Raw genomic sequence first — 24356 nt, forward strand, 5'->3', positions numbered from 1 at the left:
GACGACAGCATGGGTCGACCGGGTCAGTCGTGCAGGGTGCGCAGCGCCCCGACCACCTGGTCGTGCCAGCGGCGTGCGGCATCGAGGACGCCGGTGAAGATCCAGATGTCGTGGATCGCGCCGTCGTATCGCACCGCGGTGGCATCGACCCCTGACCGGCGGAGCGCCGTCGCGTAGGCGTCGCCGTGGCGGCGGAGCGGGTCGTACTCCGCGGTCATGATGAGCGCCGGCGGGAGGCCGTCGTGATGCGCCGCGCGCAGCGGCGACGCGAGGGCTTCCGTCGATCGTGCCGCCTCGGGCAGGTATGTGCGCGCGACCGAGCGCAGCTCGCGCAGGGCGACGACCGCGGGGATGCCCATCGCCCACGTCGGACGCAGGTCGAGATAGCGGGCGGTGAGGTCGAGCACGGGCACCTCGAGGAGCTGCAGGCGAAGGGGATGCCGCGCCCGGTCGCGATTGGCGAGAGTGACGGCCGCCGCGAGGGCGGCTCCGGCCGATGTGCCCTGCACGGCGATCCGTGCGGGATCGACCCCGACCTCCGCCGCGTGCTCGTGCAGCCAGTCGAGAGCGGCGTAGCCCTGCTCGACCTGCGTCGGATACCGGTGCTCGGGCGCGAGCGCGTAGCGCACCGCGACCACGACGACGCCCGCGTCGACGGCGCGGCGGCGGTATGCGGCATCCGTCGTCGGATAGTCCACCCCGCCGATGCGGAAGGCGCCGCCGAAGAACGAGAGCACGGCAGGCGCGGACTCCTCGAGGCCCTGCGGGCGATAGACGCGCACGCCCACATCGGGGTAGCCCGGGACGGGGACGACGTACTCCTCCGTCGGCACATCGGGCGGGGGAGTGCCGACGGTCTGGAGCTCGGTGCGGTCCCACGCGAGCGCCGCCCGGCGGTGGCGTTCGCGGGGCGAGAGCTTCTTGCCGGCGGTCGGCTTCGCGGCCGCGGTCTGGAAGGCGGGCTTCACGCGCCGCACCGCCTGCCCCAGCAGGTAGCGACGGTGCACGCGCAGGCGCTCGGCGAAGAAAGGATCGAGAGGCATCGCGGTGATTCTCGCAGGCGCACCTGGGCCTGCGCGGCGAACGGCGGCCGAACGGCGCGGTAGCGTTCTCGGATGCAGGTGACCCGGCTCCGCGTGTATCCGATCAAGTCGTTCGCGGGTCAGGACGTCCGCGCGGCCCGCGTGCAGCCGTGGGGCCTCGAGGGCGATCGCCGCTGGGCGGTGGTGGATCCGCACGGCGAGCCGATCACGGCGCGCGAGGCCAACGGCCTGCTCGGACTCACGGCCGAGATCCTGACCGACGGCGGGCTCCTGCTCGGCGACGGGCGCACCGACCCTCTGCGCATCGATGTGCCGGTGGATGCCGCGCCCGTGCCCGTCGGGCATTCGCGACAGGGCACGGCGCTGCCCGCCGGAGAGGACGCCGCAGCCTGGCTCACGGAACGTCTCGGCCGCGATGCCCGGCTCGTCTGGCAGCCCGACCCGGCCGCGAGGCCGGTGAACCCGAAGCACGGCGGCCGGCCCGGCGACCACGTCTCACTCGCCGACGTCGGACCGCTTCTGCTCACGAGCGAGGCCTCGCTCGCCCAGCTCGACGAATGGGCGGGTGAGCCGCTCGACATGGTGCGGTTCCGGCCGAACGTCGTCATCGACGGCGACGAGCCGTTCGCCGAGGACGAGTGGCCCACCGTGCGCCTCGGCGGCGTCGACTTCCGCGTCGCGGGCAGATGCGATCGCTGCGTGATGACGACGATCGACCCCGTCTCCCTCGCACGCGGCAAGGAGCCGATCCGCACGCTCGCCCGGCACCGTCGGTGGGACGGCAAGACCTACTTCGGCGTCTGGCTCGTGCCCCGGGAAGACGGGGTCATCGCGGTCGGCGACGAGGTCGCACCGCTCGGATGAGTTCGTCCCTCGTCTACTTCGGGTCGTCGACGGTGCCGAAGAGGCCCTCACCTCGACCGGTGAGCGCGTCGTACGCCTCGCCGTACGTCGTCGGCACCTTGCTGCCCGGATCGAACCGTGAGGCGAGCAGGCCCATGAGACCGCGCGCGGGTGCGGTGAGGGGGCGCTTGCGGTGCTTCTCGTCGGGGATCGGCTTGGCCTCGGCGTTCGGGGGCTTGTAGAGCGACTTCGGCTGCGGCCACGCGTACGGCTGCCGCGGCACGGTGAGATTGATCGAGTTGAAGATCGGGTTGGCTCCGGCATCCCGAGCCGTCAGCGGCCGCAGTCCGTGCACGCGACAGACGGTGTTGATGACCGAGCCATGGTGCATCTCATCGTGGATGACGGTGTTCGCGGCGGTGTACGCGCTCACGACGATCGACGGCACGCGCAGGCCCAGCCGGTCGAACGCGAAGCCCATCTCGCCCGGCCCAGTGCTGTCGGGCGGCACCGCGCTCGGGGGAGACACGTGATCGAACGTGCCGCCGTGCTCGTCGAACGTGATGACGAGCGCCGTGTTCATGGCGTTCGAGCCGCGCGGCGAGGCCGATGTGCGGATGGCGTCGTAGACCTCCTGCACGAGGGCGTCGCCGGCGCGGACGTCGGACCACGCGCTGTTGTCGATCTGCATGCCCGTGCCGTCGCCGAGGTCGAGATAGCCCTCTTTGAGCTCGCCCCACGGCGGATGCATGTCGTTGTGGTTGAACACCATCCGCGGCTCGATGAAGGCGTACGCGGGCAGGTTGCCCTCGCGTGCGTCGTGGTGGAACTGCGACATGACCCGGAAGTTCGACTTCCAGTACTTCTCGAGCACGGGCGCGTGCAGCATGCCCGTCAGCGAGACGAGCTGCGACTCGTCGTAGTAGACCCGCCAGCTGAGTCCGGCCTCCTCGAGGCGGTTGAAGACCGTGTCGGCCTCGGGGCCGTTGATCCACTTGTAGTAGTCGTCGCCGGTGTGGTTGACGACGTATCCGTTCGACGTGGAGGCGTGGAAGAACATGCGGTTGCAGAACGTCTGCGACGGCACGCCCGCGAACCAGCGGTCGTAGACGGCGAACTCGCGCGCGAGCGTCGAGATCACGGGAAGCATGTCGGGCGAGAATCCGCCCATCGCGACCCGGTACTCCTCGGGCGTGGGCTCGCGCTTCTTCGCGACCCGGAAGTTGATGACGTAGTCCTTCACGAAGCCGTTGTTCGCGGGCGACTCGCCGGGGATCGGCGCGTTGTAGGGGTCCTTCTGCCCGTAGCGCGCGATGTCGGCGTTGCCCTCGGGATCGACGATGCCGAACAGCTGCGTGTTGACGTGCGGGTACGTCTCGCCGGGGTCGGGCTGCGGCTGCTGCATCACCGAGTCCGTGGCGCCCTCGTAGACGTAGGCGGGGATGACGGTGCCGTCGGGCGCCTCGTTGGAGTACTCGCCCTGAAGGATGCCGTCGAACTCGGCCTTGTCCTTCTCCTGCGCGGTGTAGAGGTGCCCCAGCAGGTTGTCGAAGCTGCGGTTCTCGAACATGAGCACCACGATGTGATCGAAGCCCGGCGTGTGCCGCGGCGACAGGGGAGCGAACTCGGGCGGATGCGTCGTCGCGGCCGCCGTGATCGCGGCGCCCGCCGACCCGCCGATCGCGATGCCGGCCGCGCCGAGGCCCGCTCTGCGGAAGAAGTCGCGGCGCGACGTGCCGTCGGCCCTCACGGCATCGTCCTTCTTGCGTGCCATGGCGTCACCCCCGTGTCGTGGACCGATTCTACGGGCGAGAGGATCGGCTAGTCTCACGCCATGGCACCCACGATCCCCTTCGACCGCGGCGCCCGCTACGGAGCCGCCGTCGTGGGCATGCTCTTCGCGACCTACTTGGCGATCGCGACCGACTTCTCGGCGATCCTGCAGTCCGCCACCTACGCCGGCACGATCCGCAACGACGTGCCCTTCGTCAACGTCTTCCAGTTCGTGCTGATCCTCGCGGCGATGACGGCATCCCTCGGCATCCTGCCGACGTCCGGCATGCGCCGCGTGGGCGGCATCACGCTCGTCTGGGTCGCGCTCTGCCTGTGGGCGACGTTCGGGCTCGAACGGGGCGTCGGCAACATCACCGAGCCGGTGGCCTTCTGGGCCTTCGTGCTCAATCAGGGCTTCGTCGTGCTGCTCGCCGCCGTCGGGGGATGGGTGATCGCGCGGGGGAGGCATCCGCTCTCCTGGCTCGTCGTCGTGGTCGCGCTCATCCCGGCCATCGTCGCCCCGATCCTCGTGCAGGCGAACTTCACGACCGGCGGCTACGCCCTCGTGATCCAGGGCCTGGTGATCGTGCTCGGACTCGGCGCCGCATGGGCGGCCGTCTGGATCGATCGGATCGTCGGCCGCAGGGCTCAGGCCGAGACGGACCCCGATATCGCGCCGGCGCCCGCCGTCTGAGCGAGGCCATCGAGCTCCTCGGCCACCGATCGCAGATAGCCCGCGTAGCCACCGGGGGTCCGCCCTGCGAAGCGGGCGGATGTCTCGACCGTGCACCCATCGGTCGCCGTGACGACCGCGCCCGCCGCCGTCGCGCGCGCGACGAGGTCGACGTCCTCGTGCTCGGGCAGCGGTGCGAAGCCTCCGACGGCGAGATACGTGCTCCCGCGGATGCCGAGATTCGCGCCGTGCACGTTCCCGTTCGGTTCACCCGGGGGATGCGTGCGCAGCCACAGCTCGGCGTGGGCGGGCGAGAGCGCCGCGAGCTCCGGACGCACTCCGCCCGTCACGACGTCGGCCCCGCGCCGGGCGAGGTCGAGCTGATGCGAGATCCAGTGGGAGGGCACGGTCGAGTCGGCATCCGTGTTCGCGATCCACACCCGCGACGCGTGGCGCTGTCCGAACTCCGCCAGCACGCGGTCGGCACCGGCTCGGCGCGCAGCGCCGACGTTGTGCGCGTCGATCCGCAGCGACGTCACCGGGAACCGCGCGGCGATCTCGGCCGAGCGATCCGTGCAGGCATCCAGCACCACCACGATCAGGGTCGACGCCGCCGCGGAGGCCTCGACGATCGAGGCGAGACAGGTCTCGAGCGAGTCCTCCTCCTGGTGGACCGGCACGACGACGCCGACGCGCGAGACGCCCGTCACGCGACGAGTCCGTCCCGCTGGGCGACGGAGGGCGCGGCAGGATGCGCGAACACCTCGAGCAGGAAGTCCTTCTCCTCGTGCCGGACGACGCCGGCGAGCGACGACATCGTGCGCAGGGCGATGTGCACGCTGTCGCCGGTGAGGGGGTACTCCGCGACGGGGTGCCTCCAGTGGCACGCGACGAGGATGCCGTCATCGGTCAACGACTCCTCGATGCGTCGGATCGCCTTCTCGAGGTCGGCGCCGCTCCAGTAGTAGCCGACCTCCGACAGCACGATGAGGTCGAAGCGTCCCGCCGGCCATTCGCGGGGGAGCGTCGCCTTCACGAACTCGACGCCGATCGCGCCCGAGAGGCGCTGCGCGGCCCGGTCGAGCGCCGCATCGGAGATGTCGACGGCCACGAGCAGGTCCGTCCGCTCGGCGAGCATCTCGGTGAGGGCGCCCGTCGAGCAGCCCAGTTCGACGCCGCGCGCGTACCGACGGGCCGGAAGACTCGCGAGCAGCAGATCGCGCTTGCGCTCCTCGTACCAGCGGGAGTCGAAGCCCCACGGGTCGTCGTTGCGCGCGTAGAAGGCGTCGAACCAGTCCGCGCCCATCGAGCGTCCCGCACGCGGCGGCTCGATGAAGACGATCTCGGCGGAGCGCAGGAAGTGCGACTGCATCCACTCGTGCAGCATGACCTCGTCGCCGGGCTCGTCCGAGAGAGCGACCGTCTGGCTCGCGTGGCGCGCGAGTGCACGGCGCTTCGCGGCGAGCTCCACGTCGTCGAGCACGACCTCTTCCGCGGCGTCCCACGGCACGTCGTCGGGCGTGCCCCAGTGCCACAGCCAGATGGGGTACGTGCGCAGAGCGACCTCTTCGCGTTCGCACACCCGAGCCACCACTTCGCCCGTCACCCGATGATCGCCGTGCCCGTCGCCGGTCCACGGCGCCAGTACGAGAACGCGATGCCCGCCTTCGCGCAGGCTGCGGATCGCCCCGGTGACCGCCCGCTCGAGCAGGGCGAGATGATTCCGGATGCCGCCGTCCGGCACGCCCAGGAACGTCAGCTCGACGTCCGGTGCGAGCTCGTCGACGCTCGCGCGCAGCTCGATGCGACGTCGTGCTGCGAGCTGCGCGGGGGTGTGCGTGGGCGAATCGGGATGCGAGCCCTCGCCATCGGTGACGGAGAGCACCGCGATCGTCATCCCGAGCGCTGCCGCACGGTGCATGAGGCCGCCCACGCCGAGGGTCTCGTCGTCGGGATGCGCCGCCACGACGAGCAGAGCGTCTGCGCTGAGGACGACGTCCGGCAGGACGTGGTCGGCCCGCGCGAGCGCCCAGACCGCTTCGCTCGTGCCGCGGTCGCGGTGGCTGAAGGTCACCATGAGCCCGCGGCATCCCGTCCCACGCGCACCGCGTCGCGCTCGCCGTGGTGCTGCCGGAGGTAGAGGTGGAGGTCGGCGACGCGTCGGGCGTGCGCGTCGTCGGCGACGAGAGGTGCCGGGCCGAGCGCGTGGTCGCACTCGCGCAGGGTGAGCTCGGCGGCGTCGGCGACGATCGAGCGCACGCGGGCTGCGACGAGCGCGGGTTCGATCGGCTCGAGGTCGGCGGCTTCGGCGAGGGATGCCCGGGCCGCCCAGAGCGCAGCGTCCGCGCGGCCGAGGTGCAGGCGGGCGAGCTGGTCGGCATCGTCTCGTCGGGCGGCCTTCGCGAGAGCCGGGACCAGTCCCGCAGCGCCTCCCCACCAGCAGGCGGCGACGCCGATCGCACCGGTCGCGAAGCCCGGGCGGCGGAGGTACCAGTCGACGTCGCCGACGGGCACGGCGAGCACGTCGTCGAAGTCGACAGGCGCGCTCACGACGTCCGCGAGGCCGCGCGCGAGCCAGGGACCGGAGTGCGCGCGAACTCCCGGGTCGCGGAGCGAGACCGCGAACAACCGGCGACCGCCCTCGACGTGGGCAGTCACAAGGGCGTGGGACAGCTGCCCGGCGAGCGAGCACCACGGCTTCGTGCCGTCGATGCGCCAGCCGCGGAAGGTGCGCTCCGCGTGGACGCGCACGCCCGGCCCCTCGGCGGCGTAGACGCCCCACGTCGAGCCGGCGTCGGCGCCGATCGCCGCGAGATCGGCGGGCTGCACGCCCGACTCGGCGAGGATGTTCAACGCATCGAGGTGCGGCTCCAGGATGCGCGCCGCCGCGACGTCCATGAAGGCTGTCGTCGCCAGCAGCTCCCATTGCTCCTTGGGCGACCCGCCGCGCTCGATCGTCGACACGGCGACCCGCGCCCACTCGAGGGTCGCGTCGACGTCGACCCCGAAGTCGGGCACGTCACGCGCCGAGGCTGCGGCGTCCTGCACGGCATGCGAGGCCGGATCGCCCGGCCGCAGGGAGATGCCCGAGGTCGTCACCCGCGCTTCGCGGGCGTGCGGTTCTCGGCGCTGACCATCCACGCGTACTGCTCCAGGCTCTCGATGATGCCGTGCAGGATGTCGGCGGTGGTCGGATCCTCTTCGTCGACCTCGTCGTGCACCTCGCGGCACGTGCCGACGGCCGCCTCGAGTCGTTCGGTGATGAGGTCGATGACCTCGGTCGTCGCGATCTCGCCCTGCGGGAACTCGGGAAGCGTCGTCGTCTCGGACACCGTGTCGCTGCGCCCGTCGGGCAGGGCGTGCAGAGCGCGCATGCGCTCGGCCACGGTGTCGGAGAACTCGCGTGCCGCGTCGATGATCTCGTCGAGCTGCTTGTGCGTGTCGCGGAAGTTCGTGCCGACGACGTTCCAGTGCGCCTGCTTGCCCTGCGATCCGAGCTCGATGAGGTCGACGAGCACGCGCTGCATGTTCTCGCTCAGCTTCTCCGAGGCCTGGAAGCCGCTCTCGGCGTTCTGCTCGGCGGTGAGCTCGGCGCCCGAGCGCGCGGGGCGACGCTTGTTCTTGGTGGTGGCAGTGGGAGACATGGGGTTCCTTTCGCGACCGACGCGGCGGTCCGGTCGCTCTCGACGCTACGGAGTACGCGGCAGGATGCGATGGGCTTGCCCGCAGGGCGACCGGGTGCTACCAGCCCCTAGAGTCAGATCTTGTCGCACTCTTCACCTGGGGCGACGGGCAGCAGAGGAGCTCCGCATGACACTCATCGGCATCGTCGCCGAGAGACCCGGCGAGAATCGCGTCGCCGCGACGCCGACGACCGTCGCCAAGCTGCGACAGCTGGGGTACGACGTGCAGGTCGAAGCGGGCGCGGGGGCGGCGTCGTCGTTTCCGGATGCCGCGTACCTCGCGTCGGGGGCGAGCATCGTCGATCGCGCCACGGCGTGGGCGTCGCCGATCGTGCTGAAGGTCGATGCCCCGACGGACGACGAGATCGCGCTGCTGGCGGACGGCGCGACGCTGCTCGCGATCCTGGCGCCGGCGCTGCGCCCCGAGCTGCGCGGCGCGCTCGCGCACCGGGGGATCACGGCGATCGCGCTCGACGCCGTGCCGCGCATCTCGCGCGCGCAGTCGATGGACGTGCTCTCGTCGATGGCGAACATCGCGGGCTACCGCGCGGTCGTCGAGGCAGCTCACGAGTTCGGCCGCTTCTTCACGGGCCAGGTCACCGCGGCGGGCAAGGTGCCGCCCGCGAAGGTGCTCGTCGCGGGGGCGGGCGTCGCAGGACTCGCCGCCATCGGCGCCGCCTCGAGCCTCGGCGCGATCGTGCGCGCGACGGATCCGCGTCCCGAGGTCGCCGACCAGGTGAAGTCGATCGGCGGCGAGTACCTGCCGGTGGATGTCGCGGTCGCAGCATCCACTGACGGCTACGCCAAGGCGACGAGCGAGGCCTACGACCGGCGCGCGGCCGAGATCTACTCCGAGCAGGCCGCCGATGTCGACATCGTCATCACGACGGCGCTGATTCCGGGGCGCGCGGCGCCGCGGCTGCTGACGGCGGCGGATGTCGCGTCGATGAAGCCGGGCAGCGTCATCGTCGACATGGCCGCAGCCCAGGGCGGCAACGTCGAGGGTTCGGTCGCGGGCGAGAGGGTCGTCACGGACAACGGCGTCACGATCCTGGGGTACACCGATCTCGCGGGGCGCCTCCCTGCGCAGGCGTCGCAGCTCTACGGCACGAACCTCCTCAACCTGCTCACGCTGCTGACACCCGCCAAGGACGGGGTGCTCACTCTCGACTTCGACGACATCGTGCAGCGATCCGTGACGATCGTGCGCGACGGCGTCGAGACGTGGCCGCCCCCGCCCGTGCAGGTCTCGGCCGCACCCGTGAAAGCCCCCGAGGTGGCCCTCGCACCCGCCCCGAAGCGGACCCTGCCGCGCAGCGCGCGCCTCGGACTCTTCACGCTCGCGGCGGCGCTGCTCTTCCTCGCCGCGGCGTTCGCGCCGCCGCCACTGCCCCAGCACCTGACGGTGTTCGCGCTCGCCGTCGTGGTCGGCTTCTACGTCATCGGCAAGGTCGCGCATGCCCTCCACACGCCGCTCATGAGCGTCACCAACGCGATCTCGGGCATCATCGTCGTCGGCGCGATGCTGCAGCTGACCTCCGACACGATCGTCGTGCAGGTCCTCGCGGGTGTCGCGGTGCTGCTGGCATCCATCAACATCTTCGGCGGCTTCGCCGTCACGCGCCGCATGCTGCGCATGTTCTCGAAGGGTGACGCCCGGTGACCGCGTACGCCATCGCGCAGGCGGCCTATCTCGTCGCGGCGCTGCTGTTCATCCTGAGTCTCGCGGGGCTGTCCAAGCACGAGACCTCGCGCCGCGGAGTCTCGTTCGGCATCGCGGGCATGGTCATCGCGATCGCCGCCACGGTCTGGCTCGTGCTCGTGGCCGACACGGTCGACGCCGTGCCGATCGTCATCCTGGTGGTCGCCGTGCTCGTCGGCGGATCGATCGGCCTGTGGCGGGCGCGGGTGGTCGAGATGACGGGGATGCCCGAGCTCATCGCTCTGCTGCACTCGTTCGTCGGTGCCGCCGCCGTGCTCGTCGGGTGGAACGGTGCGCTGTACGACGGCGGACTGACCGGTGCGCTGCGCGACATCCATCACGCCGAGGTCTTCATCGGCGTCTTCATCGGCGGTGTGACGTTCACCGGCTCGATCGTGGCGTTCCTGAAGCTCTCGGGTCGCATCTCGTCGAAGCCGCTCATGCTGCCGGGCAAGAACGCCCTCAACCTCGGCGCGCTCGTCGTGTTCGCCGGTCTCACGGTCTGGTACGTCATCACCCCGTCGATCTGGCTGCTGGTGCTCGTGACGGTGCTCGCCCTCGCGCTCGGCTGGCACCTGGTCGCCTCGATCGGCGGCGGAGACATGCCCGTCGTCGTGTCGATGCTCAACAGCTACTCGGGCTGGGCGGCCGCCGCGGCGGGCTTCCTGCTCGACAACGATCTGCTGATCATCACGGGCGCCCTGGTCGGCTCGTCGGGTGCGTACCTCAGCTACATCATGTGCAAGGCGATGAACCGCTCGTTCCTCTCGGTCATCGCGGGCGGGTTCGGCATCGCTGCGCCGTCGGCGTCGGGCGAGGAGGAGGGCGAGTACCGGGAGACGGATGCCGCGTCCGCCGCCGAACTGCTGGCGGGCGCCTCGAGCGTCGTCATCGTGCCGGGCTACGGGATGGCCGTCGCGCAGGCGCAGTACCCCGTCGCCGAGCTCGCGTCGAGGCTGCGCGATCGGGGCGTCGACGTGAGGTTCGGCATCCACCCCGTGGCCGGACGACTGCCCGGCCACATGAACGTGCTCCTGGCCGAGGCGAAGGTGCCGTACGACATCGTGCTCGAGATGGACGAGATCAACGACGACCTCGCGTCGACGTCGGTCGTGCTCGTGATCGGCGCGAACGACACCGTGAATCCCGCGGCCGCGGAGGACCCCTCGTCTCCGATCGCCGGGATGCCCGTCATCCGCGCGTGGGACGCCGAGAGCGTCATCGTGTTCAAGCGGTCGATGGCGTCGGGGTACGCCGGAGTGCAGAATCCCCTGTTCTTCCGCGAGAACACCGAGATGCTCTTCGGCGACGCCAAGGACCGGGTCGAGGACATCCTCCGCGACCTGTGACTCACGGCCGCCGGCCGTCGCCGGGCTGACCGCCACCTGTGCCTCCGCCCTGACCGGGACCGCCCTGGTTGGCGAGAGCTTCGCCGGCGGTCGCGGTGGTCGCGCCCGAGCCGTCGACCGTGATCGTGTAGGACGTGCCCGCGGCGATGGCGTCGGCGCTGACGAACACCGACGCGAAGTCCGACAGCGCTTCGAAGCTCGCGACGACGGCGCCCGAGGCGTCCGTCACCTCCACGGTCTGTCCCGCGGATCCGGAGATGGATGCCGCGACCCACGCCTGCTCGCCACCGGGCGCGACCAGCGCGCTGCCGCCCACCGACACCGTGCCGCCGTCGATCGTGATCGACCCGTTCGCGTCGAGCGCGCCTTCGCCGCCACCGGTCGGACCTGCGACGGTCACATCGCCTCCGGAGATCGTGATCGACCCGTTCGAGTCGATGCCGTCGCCGCGACCCGAGACGCGGACCGTGCCGCCGGATATGACGACGGTCTGACCGGAGTCCTGCTCGCCTCCGCCACCGGGGCCGGCGGCCTGACCCGTCGCCGCCGTCGTGCCGCCCGCGCCGTTGATGCCATCGTCGCTGGCCGTGACGTCCACGGTGCCGCCCGAGATCGCGACATCGATCGCCTCGAGTCCTTCGACGGCATCGACGGCGACCGTGCCCGAGCGGATCTCGAGCGTCTGCTCGGCGTGCACGCCGTCATCGCCGGCCGTGACGTCCAGCACGGCGCCGCCGATGCCGACCGAGCCGTCGGAGTGCACGCCGTCGTCGTCCGCGTCGATCGTGAGGTCGCCACCGTCGAGGGCGACGACCGCGCCCGCCGTGATGCCCTTCGCCGAGTCGGAACCCGCAGCGGTGAGGTCGAGCGCGCCGCCCGACACGACGACGTCGGTCGTCGCGGCGAGGCCGTCGTCGCCGCTCGTCGCCGAGAGCGTCCCGCCCGAGATCCAGATGTAGCCACGGGTCGCGTCGTCGTCCTGGTCGCTCTTGAGGGCGTCGCCTCCGGCCGTGATGTCGAGCGTGCCGCCCTCGACGACCAGCGCGTCCTTGCCGCGCAGGCCGTCGTCGACGGCGTCGATCGCGATGTCGCCCGAGAGGATGACGAGGTCGTCGGTCGACGCGATGCCGTCGTTGCCGTTGCCCGACACCGCGAGCGAGCCCGTGCCGGTGATCGTGAGGTCGGCGGCGCTGTAGATCGCGGCATTCGCCTCGGCGTCGTCGGAGTACGCGGAGGCATCCGACACCGAGTTCGACGAGCCCGCGGCGAGCGAGATCGCGACGTCGTCGGCGGATGCGACGGTGATCGCCGGTCCGTCGACGTCCGTGATCTCGGCGCCGTCGAGGATCAGCACGACGACCGCGTCCTCGGGGGCGGCCACGACGACCGCGCCGTCGAGCGATCCCGACAGGCGGTACACGCCTGCCGCGGTGATCGTGACGGTCGACCCGTCGCGCTCGACGCCGTCGACGGCGTCGGCGGCAGAGGACGCCGAGAGGTCGACGTCGACGGCATCCGCCTCCGACCACTCGTCGTCGCGCGTGACCGTCGCGTCCTCGTTCGCGGCGATCACGGCATCCGCCGCGAGATCGGAGTCGACGACGGCGGCCGTCTCGACGACGCTCGTGTCGGACGACGAGGTCGCCGCGGGCGTCGCGGTCGCGCAGCCGGCGAGGACGACGGCGGTGAGGACGAAAGCGGATGCGGGCAGGATCAGGCGGCGACGTCGCATGACGGCTCCTTCGTGAGGGAACGCGAGGTTCGCGTGGGGTGGGTGGGGGTGTCGTGGTCGTGAACGGCGGCGGGGGAGAACGTCCCGCGCAGCAGGCGCGCCCAGCGGTTGCGGGGAAGCTCGGGATGCAGTGCCGCGAGTCCTGTCGCGTACTTGCTGACGGTCGCGGGGCGGCATCCGGCGCGCCACAGCAGGCGGTCGACGGCGGATGCCGCGCCCTCCGATTTGGTCTCGATGATCGCCAGGTGGGGGAGGGTGAAGCCCGCGCCCCCCGGCTCGACCCAGGCGAGATCCGTGTCGACGGTCGCGCGGCCGTGCGCCGAGAGCAGCGTCGCCCGGCGATACCTGGTCACGAGCGTCGCATCGAGGTCGTCCGCCCGGCCCGCGTCGACGCCGATCGCGTCGAACGCGGCGGCCGCGTCATCCCGCGCCGTGATCGTGAGCATCGCACGGTGCTCGGCGGCGTACGCGGACCGCTCCTTGACGGTCGCGCCCCGGGCGCCGCGCGTCTTGATCTCGAGGTACGCCGTGCCGATGTCGAGGTACGTGCGCGTGCGCAGCTTGAAGCGGCGCCGGCGCGGCTGCGCCGCCATCCGGAAGCTCAGCAGGTCGGGGGTGTCGAAGTAGACCGACTCGTACGCGAAGTCGCGGGCGCCGTCGATCTCGAGCACGCGGCTCCCGGCATCCAGCTCGCCCAGCAGTCGGTCGATCACGGGCCGCGGCACGACGTACTTGCGGTCGACGCGGGTGAGGAGGGATGCCTCGGCCACGAGCTCGTCGAGGCCGACGGGTGCGAACCTCGCCAGCCCGGTCATCGCGAGGCTCCCACCGCGGAGCGCACACGCGCGGGCATCCGGTAGCGGACGTCGACGAGCGTCGTGTCGTTGACGAGGTCGAGCTCCTGGACCGTGAGGGACGACACCGGCCCGCCGAGGCGATCGGCCAGCACGTCGCGCAGTTCGAGCTCGTCGGCGATCGCGCGATCCAGCCGGACGACCTGGTGGCGACCCCGGGACAGGAGCGCGGGGTGGTCAGCCGCCCAGAGCACGACGAGCACGAGGGCGACGAGGCCGATGACGGGCCACGGATCGGTCTGCGGGAGCCCGGACATGAGCCCGATCGCGAGGGCCGCGAAGTAGTACGCGACCTCGCGCTGCGAGATCTCGGATGAACGCAGGCGGATGATCGACAGGACGCCGAAGAGTCCGAGCCCGAGTCCGAGGGCGACTTCGGCGGTGCCGAGGACGGCGGCGACGGCCATCACACCCACGTTGACGCCGAGGAACGCGACGACGAGATCGCGACGATGATGCCGGCGGTAGTACAGCCCGAGGCTCAGGACGAGGGCCGCGGCGAGATCGACTCCGATGAGGAGGAGCGAAGTGAGGGTCATGGGTTTCTCCCGGTCGTGAAGGCTTCTGCATCCATGCCACCCGTCCTCGCTATGCGCCTTCTATGCCGCGCTTCAGCGCGGCTTACGGATCCCGCCGCGACGCCTGCGGACGCTCCCGCGCCGAACACGAACGTCTTCTGCACGCCGTAGCTCGTGACGAACAGCACGATCTCGGTCGCGATCTTGGCGAGGACGAGGGGCACGCCGAAGCGCGTGAGGGCATCGATCCACACGATGTTGGATGCCAGGAGCGCCGCCGCCAGCAGCGCGTAGCGCGCGATCTGCCCGAGCCTGCCTCGTCTGCCTATCCGCGCGCTGCCGCGGAAGACGAACCGCCTGTTGATCGCGAAGTTCACGCTCGCGCTCAGCACGCGCGCCGCGATGATCGACGGCACGAGCCATCCGCTCAGTGCCGTGAAGAGCAGGAGGGCGATCGTGTCGACCGTGAACGCGACGAGGGATGATGCGGCGAAGAGCAGAAGCGGGAACATGACCCGCACCGAGTCCGCGACCGGCCGGAAGTGGCTCGACGCGTTGTGTTCGAGATACACCGTCTCGATCGGGACCTCGCGCGTCTCGACGCCGTCGCGGTGGCTGCGCAGCAGCACGTTCTGCTCGTACTCGAATCGCTCGCCCCGCTGCGCGCCCACCCACGCGAGGAGATCCGACGGGATGCCGCGCAGCCCCGTCTGCGTGTCGCTCAGCCGCCACCCGGCGGCGGCGCGGAACAGCCCGCGCGCGATGCCGTTGCCGACGCGGCTGCGAAGGGGGACCGCGCCGGTGAACCCGCGGCAGCCGAGGATCATCGCGGTGCGGCCGTCGGCAGCATCCCGTCTCAGCTCCTCGGCGATCCGCAGGATGTCGGGCACGGTGTGCTGTCCGTCGGCGTCCGCCGTCACGACGTCCTCGCCCGGATACGTCGCGAGCACGTGGTCGACGCCGGATTTGAGCGCCGCGCCCTTCCCCTCGTTGGCGGCGTGCGCGATCACCGTCGCGCCGTGGCGCTCGACGTCGGCGAACATCGCGCCGTACGACGGGCCGCTCCCGTCGTCGACGACCACGATCTGCGTGTCGTCGTCGGCGTCACGCAGGGCCGCGACGAGCGCGGGGAGGGCGGGGCCCGGTTCGTAGGCGGGGATGAGGACGATCACGGGTCACCACGCGATGTAGAGGATGTCGCTCGTGCCGCGCTCGCCGCCGTTGGACGGCTGGTTCACGACCTCGCCGTCGAAGTACATCGTCGAGGAGCCGCCGCCGTCGAGGTTGTACGCGGTCGTCGCGCCGAGGCCGATGAGCATGTCGGCCGCCTCGGTGAGCGTCATGCCGCGGCTGTAGCCCTCGTCGCGACCGTCGACGACGACGAACACGAGGTGGTTCTCGGAGGTCACGCCGACGATCGTGCGCGGCTGCTCGCCCTGGATCGAGTGATTGCCGAAGTTCGTGTCGACCTCGACGTCCTCGATGCCGTCGACGACCTGCCCGTCCTCGACGATCGCCGGCCCGAAGCTGACGGTGTTCCACGCGCCCTCGGCGAGCAGTTCGTCGGCGGTCGTCGACGTCTCGTCGTAGACCGCGACGCTCCCGTCGGTGTAGAAGACGAGTCCCTCGCGCGCGCCGTCGTCGCGGTAGACGACTCCGTTGCGGATGACGATGCCGTCGTCCCGGAAGCCGTAGTAGTCGCCGTTGATCGCGAAGACGGCGTCGTTGTCGGCGGCGATCGACGACGTCAGGTCGATGATGTTCTCGCCGAACTGGTCGTTCGCGAAGGCCGACCGCAGCGCGGTGGCATCGCCGAGCACGACGTCGGCGACGTACGCGGTGACGGTGTCGTCGCCCGACCCGGTCACGACCTCGGTGACCGTGACGGTCGTCTCACCGTCGCTGTAGGTCGTGCCGTCGACCGTGCCGACGGTCGAGTCCTCCTCGACCGTGGTCGTGGTGTTCTCGGCCTCGTAGGTCGATACGTCGGCGATCTCGACATGCGGGATGAGGAAGCGGTCGGCCGCCCAGACGGCGCCGCCGCCCGCGGCGAGCACGACGGTGAGACCCGCCGCGATGAGCGTCGTACGAAGGGGGTGTCTTCTCCTGTCCATCCCTCATGGATACGGATGACACCTATCCCGCTCGTCGCGGGACGCTATGCGGCGGCTATGGCTTGACGCGTCGCGGGTGTCAGTGCGCGGCCTCGTAGGCCTCGAGGACGGATGCCGGAACCCGGCCCCGCTCCGAGACCTCGTAGCCGTTGGACTTCGCCCACGCGCGGATCGCGCTGTAGTCCTGCTGGCCGGGACGGCGGCGCTTGCCCGCCGATCCCGACGCCGAGGACACGGCACGCGACGACGAGATCGAGCGGCCCGCCGCGAGGTACGGCTCGAGCGACGACCGCAGCGCCGCGGCGTTCTCGTCGGTCAGGTCGATCTCGTACGCGACGCCGTCGAGCGAGAACAGCACCGTCTCGCCCTCTCCGACCTCGAGGACGGTTCCGTCGATGTCGTCGACGAGCTGATGCACGATTCTGCGGGCCATGAACCGCACAATACGCGAATCACGGCGGGAATCGTGTCGAAGGATTCAGGGGAGAAGGCCCGCGCGGCGCGCCTTGGCCACCGCCGCATGGCGGGTCGAGGCATCCAGCTTGCCCATCGCCGCCTGCAGGTACGACTTGACGGTGACCTCTTTGAGCGCGAGCGTCGCGGCGATCTCGGCGTTCGTCGCGCCGAGCGCGACGCACGCGAGCACGTCCGTCTCGCGCGGCGAGAGCCGCACGTCGAGGGTGAGCGGCTCGGGGGATTCATCGCTCGAGATGGATGCGAGGCGACGCTCGATGCCCTCGAGGCGCCGTCGCAGGGCGGCGTCCTCGACGGTGGCCGCGATGCTCCGCAGCTCGGCGTAGCTCTCGCGCAGCTCTTCGCGGGCCGAAGCGCCGAAGACGGGGATGGGCGCGGTCACCGGTGCGAGCGACACGCGCCGCTCGACCTCCTCGCGCACCCGCAGCTCGGTCGCGAGCTCGGTGGCGACCTCGAACGCGGGCCCCGCGACGACATCGCCGACGGGAGCCTCCGACCACGACCCGCAGTAGATGACTCCCCGCGCACGGCCGGCCACGACGACCGGAACGGCGAACAGGGTGGCGATGCCTTCGCCGAGCACCGCGCGGTCGTAGTCGTGCGTGATGCTGCGCGCCGACCGGTAGTCGAGGGCGAGACGCGGCCGCTTCTCGACGAGCGCCTTGCCGCCGAGACCTCGTCCCTTTCCGACGACGAGCCCGTGCAGATGCTGAGTGCGCGCCCCGGCGATCGCGGTGACGTGGACCGAGCCGTCCTTCTCGAGGCCGCCGAAGGCGACGGGGAAGCGCGTGCGCCGGGTGAGCTGATCGACGGCTCGCGCGACGAGCTGTTCGCTCGACTCGCTGCTCACCGGTGCTGCGCCCACGCATTACCTACTTCCGGGGGTACGGCGTCTTCGCCGTCTTTCGTAGCGTCGACCCTACCACCGGCCTCGGCGCCCCCTGCCCGGAGCCGGATCCCCTGGCGACGCGCCCGCGTCGCACCCATGTTGGCAAGGAGGCCCACATGTCCGAATCCCGGACGGATGCCGCACCCCCCGGTGGCATCGACTACATCGCGCAGGAGCAGTCGCCGCGCTTCCAGGAGCTGAAGAAGCGGCAGCGCAGCTTCATCTTCCCCATGGCGATCGCATTCCTGGTCTGGTACTTCACGTTCGTGCTGCTCTCGTCGTTCGCGCCGGCGTTCATGGCGACGCCGGTGTGGGGCAACATCAACGTCGGACTGCTGCTCGGTCTCGGCCAGTTCGTGACGACCTTCGCCATCACGATGACCTACGTCTCGTACGCCAACCGCAAGCTCGACCCGATCGCCGCCGAGATCCGTGAGGATCTGGAATCGAAGGAGTCGGGCAAGAAGGGGGCGTCGTCGTGAACGAGATCTTCGGAGCCGTCCACGCGGCCGTGCAGACCGTGGAGAACAACCCGATCCTGAACATCTCGATCTTCGGCGCGTTCGTCGCCGTGACGCTGTTCATCGTCATCCGGGCCAGCCGCAACAACAAGACGGCAGCGGACTACTACGCGGCGGGCCGGTCGTTCACGGGGCCGCAGAACGGCTTCGCGATCTCGGGCGACTACCTCTCGGCCGCCTCGTTCCTCGGCATCTGCGGTGCGATCGCGATCAACGGGTTCGACGGCTTCCTCTACTCGATCGGTTTCCTCGTCGCGTGGCTCGTCGCGCTGCTGCTCGTCGCCGAGCTCATGCGCAACACCGGCAAGTTCACGATGGCCGACGTGCTGTCGTTCCGCCTCAAGCAGGGCCCCGTGCGCACGGCGGCGGCGATCACGACACTCGCGGTGTGCTTCTTCTATCTGCTCGCGCAGATGGCGGGAGCCGGCGGTCTCGTCTCGCTGCTGCTCGGCATCGGCGACCAGCTCGGCCAGTCGCTCGTCGTCGCCGTCGTCGGCGTGCTCATGATCATCTACGTGCTCGTGGGCGGCATGAAGGGCACGACCTGGGTGCAGATCGTCAAGGCGTTCCTGCTCATCGGCGGCGCGCTCGTCATGACGATCTGGGTGCTCGCGATCAACGGGTTCAGCCTCGACACGCTCCTCGGCAAGGCCGTCGAGATGTCTCCGAAGGGCGAGGCCATCCTCGGACCGGGCCTGCAGTACGGCGCCAATCCGTGGGACTTCATCTCGCTGGCGATCGCCCTCGTGCTCGGCACGGCGGGTCTGCCGCACGTGCTGATGCGCTTCTACACGGTGCCGACGGCCAAGGAGGCCCGGCGCTCGGTCGTGTGGGCCATCTGGCTCATCGGCCTGTTCTACCTGCTGACGCTCGTGCTCGGCTACGGCGCCGGTGCGCTCGTCGGGCCGGAGGAGATCGCCGCCGCACCCGGTGGCGTCAACTCCGCGGCACCGCTGCTCGCACTGCACCTGGGCGGACCGATCCTGCTCGGGTTCATCTCGGCGGTCGCCTTCGCGACGATCCTCGCGGTCGTCGCAGGTCTCACGATCACCGCGGCGGCGTCGTTCGCACACGACATCTACGCCAACGTCGTCAAGAAGGGCAACGTGCCCGAGGGCGGCGAGGTCAAGGTCGCGCGTCGCACCGTCATCGTGATCGGCATCCTCGCGATCCTCGGTGGCATCGGCGTGCAGGGTCAGAACGTCGCGTTCCTCGTGGCGCTCGCGTTCGCGGTGGCGGCCTCGGCGAACCTGCCGACGATCCTGTACTCGCTGTTCTGGCGCAACTTCACCACGCGCGGCGCGGTGTGGAGCATGTACGGCGGACTCATCTCGTGCGTCGTGCTGATCCTCCTCTCGCCCGTGTTCTGGGGTCCGGCGGACGGTACGAGCGTCTTCAAGGTGGGCACCGCGATCTGGCCGCTCAACAACCCGGGCATCGTGTCGATCCCGCTCGGGTTCTTCCTCGGCTGGCTCGGCTCGGTGACGTCGAAGAAGGACGAGGATCCCGAGAAGGCGGCGGAGATGGACGTCCGCTCCCTGACGGGGTTCGGCGCCGAGAAGGCGACGAACCACTAGGCGCGCTCGCGCACGACGGCGGTATCGCGGCCCCGGGGCGGAGGGATCCCTCCCCGGGGCCGCACTCGTGCTCGGGCGGCCTACACGCCCCGGGCGGCGAGGTTCTCGTGTTCGTGGTCGATCAGATAGCGCTTGATCTCGGGATGCCCGCCGTACTCGCCGAGGGAGCCGTCGGCGCGCACGACTCTGTGCACGGGAACGACGATCGAGAACGGCGTCGACGCGCACGCCGTGCCGACGGCGCGCGCCGCGCGGGGCCGACCCGCCATGATCGCCACTTCGCCGTAGCCCGCCGTCTCGCCGTACGGGATGTCGCAGACCGCGGCGAGCGCCTCGGCCGTGAACCCGCGCACGCCGCTCCAGTCGAGGGGGAGATCGAACGACCGCCGGGCGCCCTCGAAGTACTCGTCGAGCTGCGCGGCCGCGAGGACCGCGGCATCCGTCGCCTCTGCCTCGGGCACCGCGTGCAGAGCCAGCGAGAGGCGCTCGAGCTCGGCGCCGAGGGGACCGTCGAAGGGATGCAGGGTCAGGATGCGGTCGTCGTCGGTGACGATGATGATCTCGCCGATCGGCGAGGGGTGGACGAGGTAGCGGGGCGATCCGGTCATGACTCGATCCTTCCCCGGGCGACGGGCGCGGTCCGCGGCGACGACCGACGTGGGGAGGAGTGCGTGCCGGTCGCGTCCTGTGGAGGAGCCGACCTGCTCCAATACCGCGAAACCCGGCGAAGATGCAAGAGCCGCAGCGTGTCGCCGCCTAGGGTGGCCGTGTGTGGCGAGCAGACGGGAGCACCTTGGCCGATGAGAATCCGGCCGGGGCCGAGGAATCCGATCCGACGGCGGCGCCCGGCGACCTCGCCGTGGCGGAGCCCGGCGTGACGGTCGCGCACGTGGCCGACCCCGAGCGCGAGCGCCTCCAGACGGAGGCGGCGCAGCTGGGCGGACGCTCGACGCTCCTGCACGTGGCGAGCGACGACGCCGCCATCGAGATCACGAAGGCGCACCCCGGCAGTCTGCCGCAGTTCCTGACCGGCCGCTCCACCCTGCTGTCGGGACTCTTCCGCGACGAGGTCGCGCTGCGGACGGCCCGGATGGCGGCCGAGCGCATCACGAACAAGAGCGTCGAGCTGCGCACGACCCGCGGGCTCGACACCGTGCACCTGTCCGTCGGGCTCGCCTCGTGGCGCGTCGGCGAGGACGACTTCTGCGCGCCCGTGCTGCTGCGGCCGCTCGCGATCCGGCGCCACCAGACCGACTTCGAGGTGAAGCTGCACGGCGCGTACGTCGTGAATCCGCACCTCGTGTCCACGCTCGCAGCGCTGTTCGGCATCATCGTCGACGCGCAGGCGCTCGCCGCCCTCGCCTATGACGAGGGCGTCTTCAAGCCGCAGCCCGTCATCGACCGCCTGCGGGCCGTGACCGCGACGATCCCGTCGTTCACGGTGCAGCCGCGGCTGCTCGTCTCGAGCTTCGGGGACGTCGGGTCGGCGATGCGGGCGGATGCCGCGCACCTCGATCATCCGATCCTCAACGCGCTCGCCGGCCACCCCGACGACCGAGACCGGCTCGCGGCGCTACGCGACGTGCAGGCCCGCACGAATCCGGACGAGCGCGCCCCGGCATCCGACAACTATCTGCTCGACGCCGATGCGGAGCAGGAGGACGTGCTCGCGCGCATCGTCTCCGGGCAGTCGCTCGCCGTGCACACGCTGCCGGGCACCGGCGGCACGCAGACCGTCATCAACGCCGTGGGTGCGCTCGTGCGCGACGGCAAGCGCGTGCTCGTCGTGAGCGCCCGCCGTTCCACCCTCGAGGGCGCCCGCCATCGACTCGCCGGCATCGGCCTCCCCGGCCTCGCCGTCTCGCCGCGCCACCTGCAGCGCGATCTCGTGCGCGCGATCGGTCGCAACGAGAAGGCCGAGAAGCCCAAGGTCGCCGACATCGACGACGCGCTCGTGCGCCTGCGCGGCGTGCTGCGCGACTATCGCGGCGCCGTGACGGCGCGGCATCCCGCTCTCGGCGTCTCGGTCCTCGACGTGCTCCGCGCGCTGTCGACGCTGTCGACGGAGTCTCCGGATGCCGCGACCACCGCGCGCTTCGACGTGCACACCCTCGAGCGGCTCGCCGAGAACCGACCCGCGGCCGCGGCCAAGCTCGCCGCCGCGGCGCGCATGGGGGAGTTCCGCTTCGGGCCCGACGACTCGCCCTGGTACGGCGTCACCTTCGCGACGACCGAGGACGCCCGCGGCGCTCACGCCCTCGCGGGTCGCCTCCACCGTCAGGAGGTGCCCGCCCTCCTCGAGCGCGGCTACGAGCTCATCGCGCAGACCCACATGCACCCGTTCCAGACGCTCGCCGAGCTCGGCGCGTACCTGCGGCTCCTGCAGGGCATCCGCGATTCCCTCGACCGGTTCAGCCTCACGGTGTTCGAGCGACCGCTGGGGGAGCTCATCCAGGCCCACGGCCCGCGCCGCGACGCCGCGCAGATGTCGAGCGCCAACCGCCGCCGCCTCAAGCGCCTGTCGAAGGAGTACGTCCGCCCCGGCGTGCACATCGTCGACATGCACGAGGCTCTCGTGCGCATCCAGCAGCAGCGCACGCAGTGGCAGCGCTTCGTCGACGCCGGTGTCACGCCCGAGATCCCCATCGGCATCGCCGACGTGCAGGTGGCGTGGCAGCGGGTGGACGCCGAGCTCGCAGAACTGGATGCCGCGCTCGGCCGCGGCGACGCCGATCGCCTGTCGACCCTGCCGGTCGCGGAGCTCGTGCGCACGCTCGCGGGTCTCGCCGCGGAATCCGCCGTCTTCGACAACCTCGTCGAGCGCGCGACGATCCGCACCGAGCTCGCGAGCCTCGGGCTGGAGCCGCTGCTCACCGAGCTGTCGGTGCGGCATGTCCCCGAGAAGCTCGTCGGCGCCGAGCTCGAGTTCGCATGGTGGCAGTCGGCCCTCGAGTACCTCTTGCGTTCCGAACGCGCGCTCCTGGGCGCCAACACGGCCGTCGTCGATCGCCTCGAGCGGGACTTCCGGCTCGTCGACGAGGCGCACGCCCAGGCATCCGGACCCCTCCTCGCCGCTCAGCTCGCGACGCAGTGGCGCATCGGCATCGTCGACCACGCGGCCGAGGCCGACGCGCTCAAGCGCGCGCTCAAGGACGGCGACGCGACGCCGCGCGCCGCATTCGACGCGGCGCCGTCGCTGCTGCGCACACTCGCTCCCGTCTGGCTGGCCTCGCCGTACGACGTGCCGTCGATCCCCGACGATTTCGGGTTCGATGTCGTGATCATCGCGGATGCCGCGGCTCTGTGCGTCGCCGAGGCCGCGCCGGCACTGCGCCGCGCGCGCCAGATCGTCGTCTTCGGCGATCCCGTGACCCAGAAGCCGACGCCGTTCCGGATCGCGACCGGACCGGCGTCCGCGCCCGAGGACGCCTTCCGCATGACGTCGGCGCCACCGGTCGAGGCCCCCGAGCCGTTCGACGAGACGAGCGTGTTCGAGCGCCTCGCCGAGATCGTCCCGGTCGAGACCCTGACCCGCAGCTATCGCGCAGGCGGCGAGGACCTCGCCGAACTGGTCAACGCCGCGTTCTACGGCGGCGAGATCGTCTCGTATCCGTGGGCGGGGTCGTACCTGGGGCGGGGGAGCCTCAGCGTCGACTACGTCGAGGGCGGCACCGGCATGCCCGACCCGGTCACGGGAGCAGTGGAGAGTCCGGATGCCGAGGTCGCGCGCGTCGTGACGCTCGTCGTCGAGCACGCGGTCAACCGCGGCAGCGAGTCGCTCATGGTCGTGACGGCCAGCGCCAAGCACGCCGAGCGCATCCGCGCCGCGGTCGAGCACGCGTTCGCGGGTCGCACCGACGTCGCCGACTTCGTCTCGCGCGACACGGCCGAGCCCTTCGCGGTGCTCACGCTCGAGGAATCCGTCGCCGAGAGCCGCGACCGCGTCGTGTTCTCGCTCGGCTTCGGGCTCACCAAGCACGGGCGCGTCCTGAGCGACTTCGGCGATCTGTCCACGCCCGACGGCGAGCGACTGCTGACCGTCGGGATGACGCGCGCGCGCCGTTCGATGGTGATCGTGTCGTCGATCCGCCCGACCGCGTTCGAGGACGGCCGTCTCGAGTACGGCGCCGCCATCATCATGAACATCCTGGGCAGCCTCGCCGCTCGTGGACGCGACGCACGGCTCGAGGACCTCGCGGATCCGCTGACCCTCGCGCTCGCGCGGGAGCTGCGCGCTCTCGGCGTCGCCGTCGACGTGCACTACCGCGGACTGCTGCCGCTGGTCGCGCAGTACGACGGCAAGGCGGTCGTCGCCGAGAGCGATCCCGAGACGATCGGGGAGTCGCTGCGCGAGTCGCTGCGCCTGCGTCCGCAGATCCTGCGCCGCCTCGGCTGGCACTACGTGCGCGTGCACTCGTTCGATCTGTACAACGACCCCGCCTCGGTCGCGGCGCGCATCGCGGCTCTCCTCGGCGTGGACCCGGGCCAGCCCCGCGCCGGCACCGTCACGCAGCCGATCGATGTCGACTGATCACGAGTCGACGGAACCGCGTCGTCAGCGGATCGTCCGGGTCCCGGGCTCCCGCCGTGTGAAGCTCACCCCCGCGCCGG

21 protein-coding genes are annotated in these 24356 nt (G+C 71.0%); 7 read left to right on the plus strand and 14 right to left on the minus strand.

What is annotated here, in order from left to right; genetic code table 11:
* Positions 1–23 precede the first annotated feature (23 nt).
* The gene (locus ACTIFV_RS07055) at positions 24–1043 is read right to left on the minus strand and encodes an alpha/beta hydrolase fold domain-containing protein (RefSeq protein WP_439592065.1); all 1020 of its coding nucleotides are present in this window, start codon (positions 1041–1043) and stop codon (positions 24–26) included.
* A gap of 72 nt (positions 1044–1115) precedes the next feature.
* Between ACTIFV_RS07055 and ACTIFV_RS07060 the strand changes: the two genes are divergently transcribed.
* The gene (locus ACTIFV_RS07060) at positions 1116–1907 is read left to right on the plus strand and encodes an MOSC domain-containing protein (RefSeq protein ID WP_439592066.1); all 792 of its coding nucleotides are present in this window, start codon (positions 1116–1118) and stop codon (positions 1905–1907) included.
* A gap of 13 nt (positions 1908–1920) precedes the next feature.
* Here ACTIFV_RS07060 and ACTIFV_RS07065 read toward each other — a convergent pair whose 3' ends face one another.
* The gene (locus ACTIFV_RS07065; RefSeq protein ID WP_439592067.1) at positions 1921–3660 is read right to left on the minus strand and encodes an alkaline phosphatase family protein; all 1740 of its coding nucleotides are present in this window, start codon (positions 3658–3660) and stop codon (positions 1921–1923) included.
* Between the two features lie 60 nt (positions 3661–3720).
* Here ACTIFV_RS07065 and ACTIFV_RS07070 point away from each other — a divergent pair, with 60 nt between their 5' ends.
* Positions 3721–4353 carry a hypothetical protein gene (locus ACTIFV_RS07070; RefSeq protein ID WP_439592068.1) on the plus strand — a complete coding sequence of 211 codons (633 nt, stop codon included), beginning with the start codon at positions 3721–3723 and terminating at the stop codon, positions 4351–4353.
* Here ACTIFV_RS07070 and ACTIFV_RS07075 read toward each other — a convergent pair.
* The 4 genes from ACTIFV_RS07075 to ACTIFV_RS07090 are packed head-to-tail and all read right to left on the minus strand — an operon-like array spanning position 4308 to position 7976.
* Entirely contained in the window at positions 4308–5042 is a 735-nt protein-coding gene (locus ACTIFV_RS07075; RefSeq protein WP_439592069.1) for a glycosyltransferase, read from the minus strand. The two genes, ACTIFV_RS07070 and ACTIFV_RS07075, sit on opposite strands and share 46 nt — an antisense overlap.
* Positions 5039–6409 (minus strand): PIG-L family deacetylase, encoded by a 1371-nt coding sequence (locus tag ACTIFV_RS07080; RefSeq protein ID WP_439592070.1) that lies wholly within the window; start codon positions 6407–6409, stop codon positions 5039–5041. The genes ACTIFV_RS07075 and ACTIFV_RS07080 overlap by 4 nt, the downstream gene beginning before the upstream one ends.
* A complete protein-coding gene (locus ACTIFV_RS07085; protein WP_439592071.1) occupies positions 6403–7473 on the minus strand; it encodes an acyl-CoA dehydrogenase in 1071 nt (356 codons plus the stop codon). Before ACTIFV_RS07085 ends, ACTIFV_RS07080 begins: the two co-directional genes overlap by 7 nt.
* Entirely contained in the window at positions 7428–7976 is a 549-nt protein-coding gene (locus ACTIFV_RS07090) for a Dps family protein (protein WP_439592072.1), read from the minus strand. The genes ACTIFV_RS07085 and ACTIFV_RS07090 overlap by 46 nt, the downstream gene beginning before the upstream one ends.
* 166 nt (positions 7977–8142) lie before the next feature.
* Between ACTIFV_RS07090 and ACTIFV_RS07095 the strand changes: the two genes are divergently transcribed.
* Together ACTIFV_RS07095 and pntB are read left to right on the plus strand one after the other, a co-directional pair.
* A complete protein-coding gene (locus ACTIFV_RS07095) occupies positions 8143–9678 on the plus strand; it encodes a Re/Si-specific NAD(P)(+) transhydrogenase subunit alpha (protein WP_439592073.1) in 1536 nt (511 codons plus the stop codon).
* On the plus strand, positions 9675–11066 hold the full coding sequence (gene pntB, locus ACTIFV_RS07100) for a Re/Si-specific NAD(P)(+) transhydrogenase subunit beta (protein WP_439592074.1): 1392 nt from the start codon (positions 9675–9677) through the stop codon (positions 11064–11066). Before ACTIFV_RS07095 ends, pntB begins: the two co-directional genes overlap by 4 nt.
* Before the next feature lies 1 nt (position 11067).
* Here pntB and ACTIFV_RS07105 read toward each other — a convergent pair whose 3' ends face one another.
* From ACTIFV_RS07105 to ACTIFV_RS07135, 7 genes are all read right to left on the minus strand, one after another.
* Positions 11068–12798: a carbohydrate-binding domain-containing protein gene (locus ACTIFV_RS07105; protein ID WP_439592075.1), complete on the minus strand. Its 1731-nt coding sequence runs from the start codon at positions 12796–12798 to the stop codon at positions 11068–11070.
* Positions 12780–13613 (minus strand): polyphosphate polymerase domain-containing protein, encoded by an 834-nt coding sequence (locus ACTIFV_RS07110; protein ID WP_439592076.1) that lies wholly within the window; start codon positions 13611–13613, stop codon positions 12780–12782. Before ACTIFV_RS07110 ends, ACTIFV_RS07105 begins: the two co-directional genes overlap by 19 nt.
* Positions 13610–14191, minus strand: a complete 582-nt coding sequence (locus ACTIFV_RS07115) for a DUF4956 domain-containing protein (RefSeq protein ID WP_439592077.1) — start codon at positions 14189–14191, stop codon at positions 13610–13612. Before ACTIFV_RS07115 ends, ACTIFV_RS07110 begins: the two co-directional genes overlap by 4 nt.
* Positions 14188–15342 carry a glycosyltransferase gene (locus tag ACTIFV_RS07120; protein WP_439592078.1) on the minus strand — a complete coding sequence of 385 codons (1155 nt, stop codon included), beginning with the start codon at positions 15340–15342 and terminating at the stop codon, positions 14188–14190. Before ACTIFV_RS07120 ends, ACTIFV_RS07115 begins: the two co-directional genes overlap by 4 nt.
* Positions 15343–15345: 3 nt before the next feature.
* Positions 15346–16284, minus strand: coding sequence for a phosphodiester glycosidase family protein (locus ACTIFV_RS07125; RefSeq protein WP_439592079.1), 939 nt, complete (start codon positions 16282–16284; stop codon positions 15346–15348).
* A gap of 79 nt (positions 16285–16363) precedes the next feature.
* Positions 16364–16717, minus strand: a complete 354-nt coding sequence (locus ACTIFV_RS07130) for a histone-like nucleoid-structuring protein Lsr2 (protein WP_439592080.1) — start codon at positions 16715–16717, stop codon at positions 16364–16366.
* 45 nt (positions 16718–16762) lie between these two features.
* Positions 16763–17623, minus strand: a complete 861-nt coding sequence (locus ACTIFV_RS07135; RefSeq protein ID WP_439592081.1) for a LuxR C-terminal-related transcriptional regulator — start codon at positions 17621–17623, stop codon at positions 16763–16765.
* A 140-nt stretch (positions 17624–17763) separates the two neighbouring features.
* Here ACTIFV_RS07135 and ACTIFV_RS07140 point away from each other — a divergent pair, with 140 nt between their 5' ends.
* The gene (locus tag ACTIFV_RS07140; RefSeq protein WP_439592082.1) at positions 17764–18129 is read left to right on the plus strand and encodes a DUF485 domain-containing protein; all 366 of its coding nucleotides are present in this window, start codon (positions 17764–17766) and stop codon (positions 18127–18129) included.
* Positions 18126–19745, plus strand: coding sequence for a solute symporter family protein (locus ACTIFV_RS07145; protein ID WP_439592083.1), 1620 nt, complete (start codon positions 18126–18128; stop codon positions 19743–19745). The genes ACTIFV_RS07140 and ACTIFV_RS07145 overlap by 4 nt, the downstream gene beginning before the upstream one ends.
* An 80-nt stretch (positions 19746–19825) precedes the next feature.
* On the opposite strand, the gene ACTIFV_RS07150 is transcribed toward ACTIFV_RS07145, so the two are convergent.
* Entirely contained in the window at positions 19826–20353 is a 528-nt protein-coding gene (locus ACTIFV_RS07150; protein WP_439592084.1) for a methylated-DNA--[protein]-cysteine S-methyltransferase, read from the minus strand.
* Positions 20354–20538: 185 nt separating this feature from the next.
* Between ACTIFV_RS07150 and ACTIFV_RS07155 the strand changes: the two genes are divergently transcribed.
* Complete coding sequence (locus ACTIFV_RS07155) at positions 20539–24276, plus strand: AAA family ATPase (RefSeq protein WP_439592085.1); 3738 nt, start codon at positions 20539–20541, stop codon at positions 24274–24276.
* Positions 24277–24356: the final 80 nt, after the last annotated feature.

This window comes from Microbacterium sp., from assembly GCF_051860965.1.
Classification (GTDB): domain Bacteria; phylum Actinomycetota; class Actinomycetes; order Actinomycetales; family Microbacteriaceae; genus Microbacterium.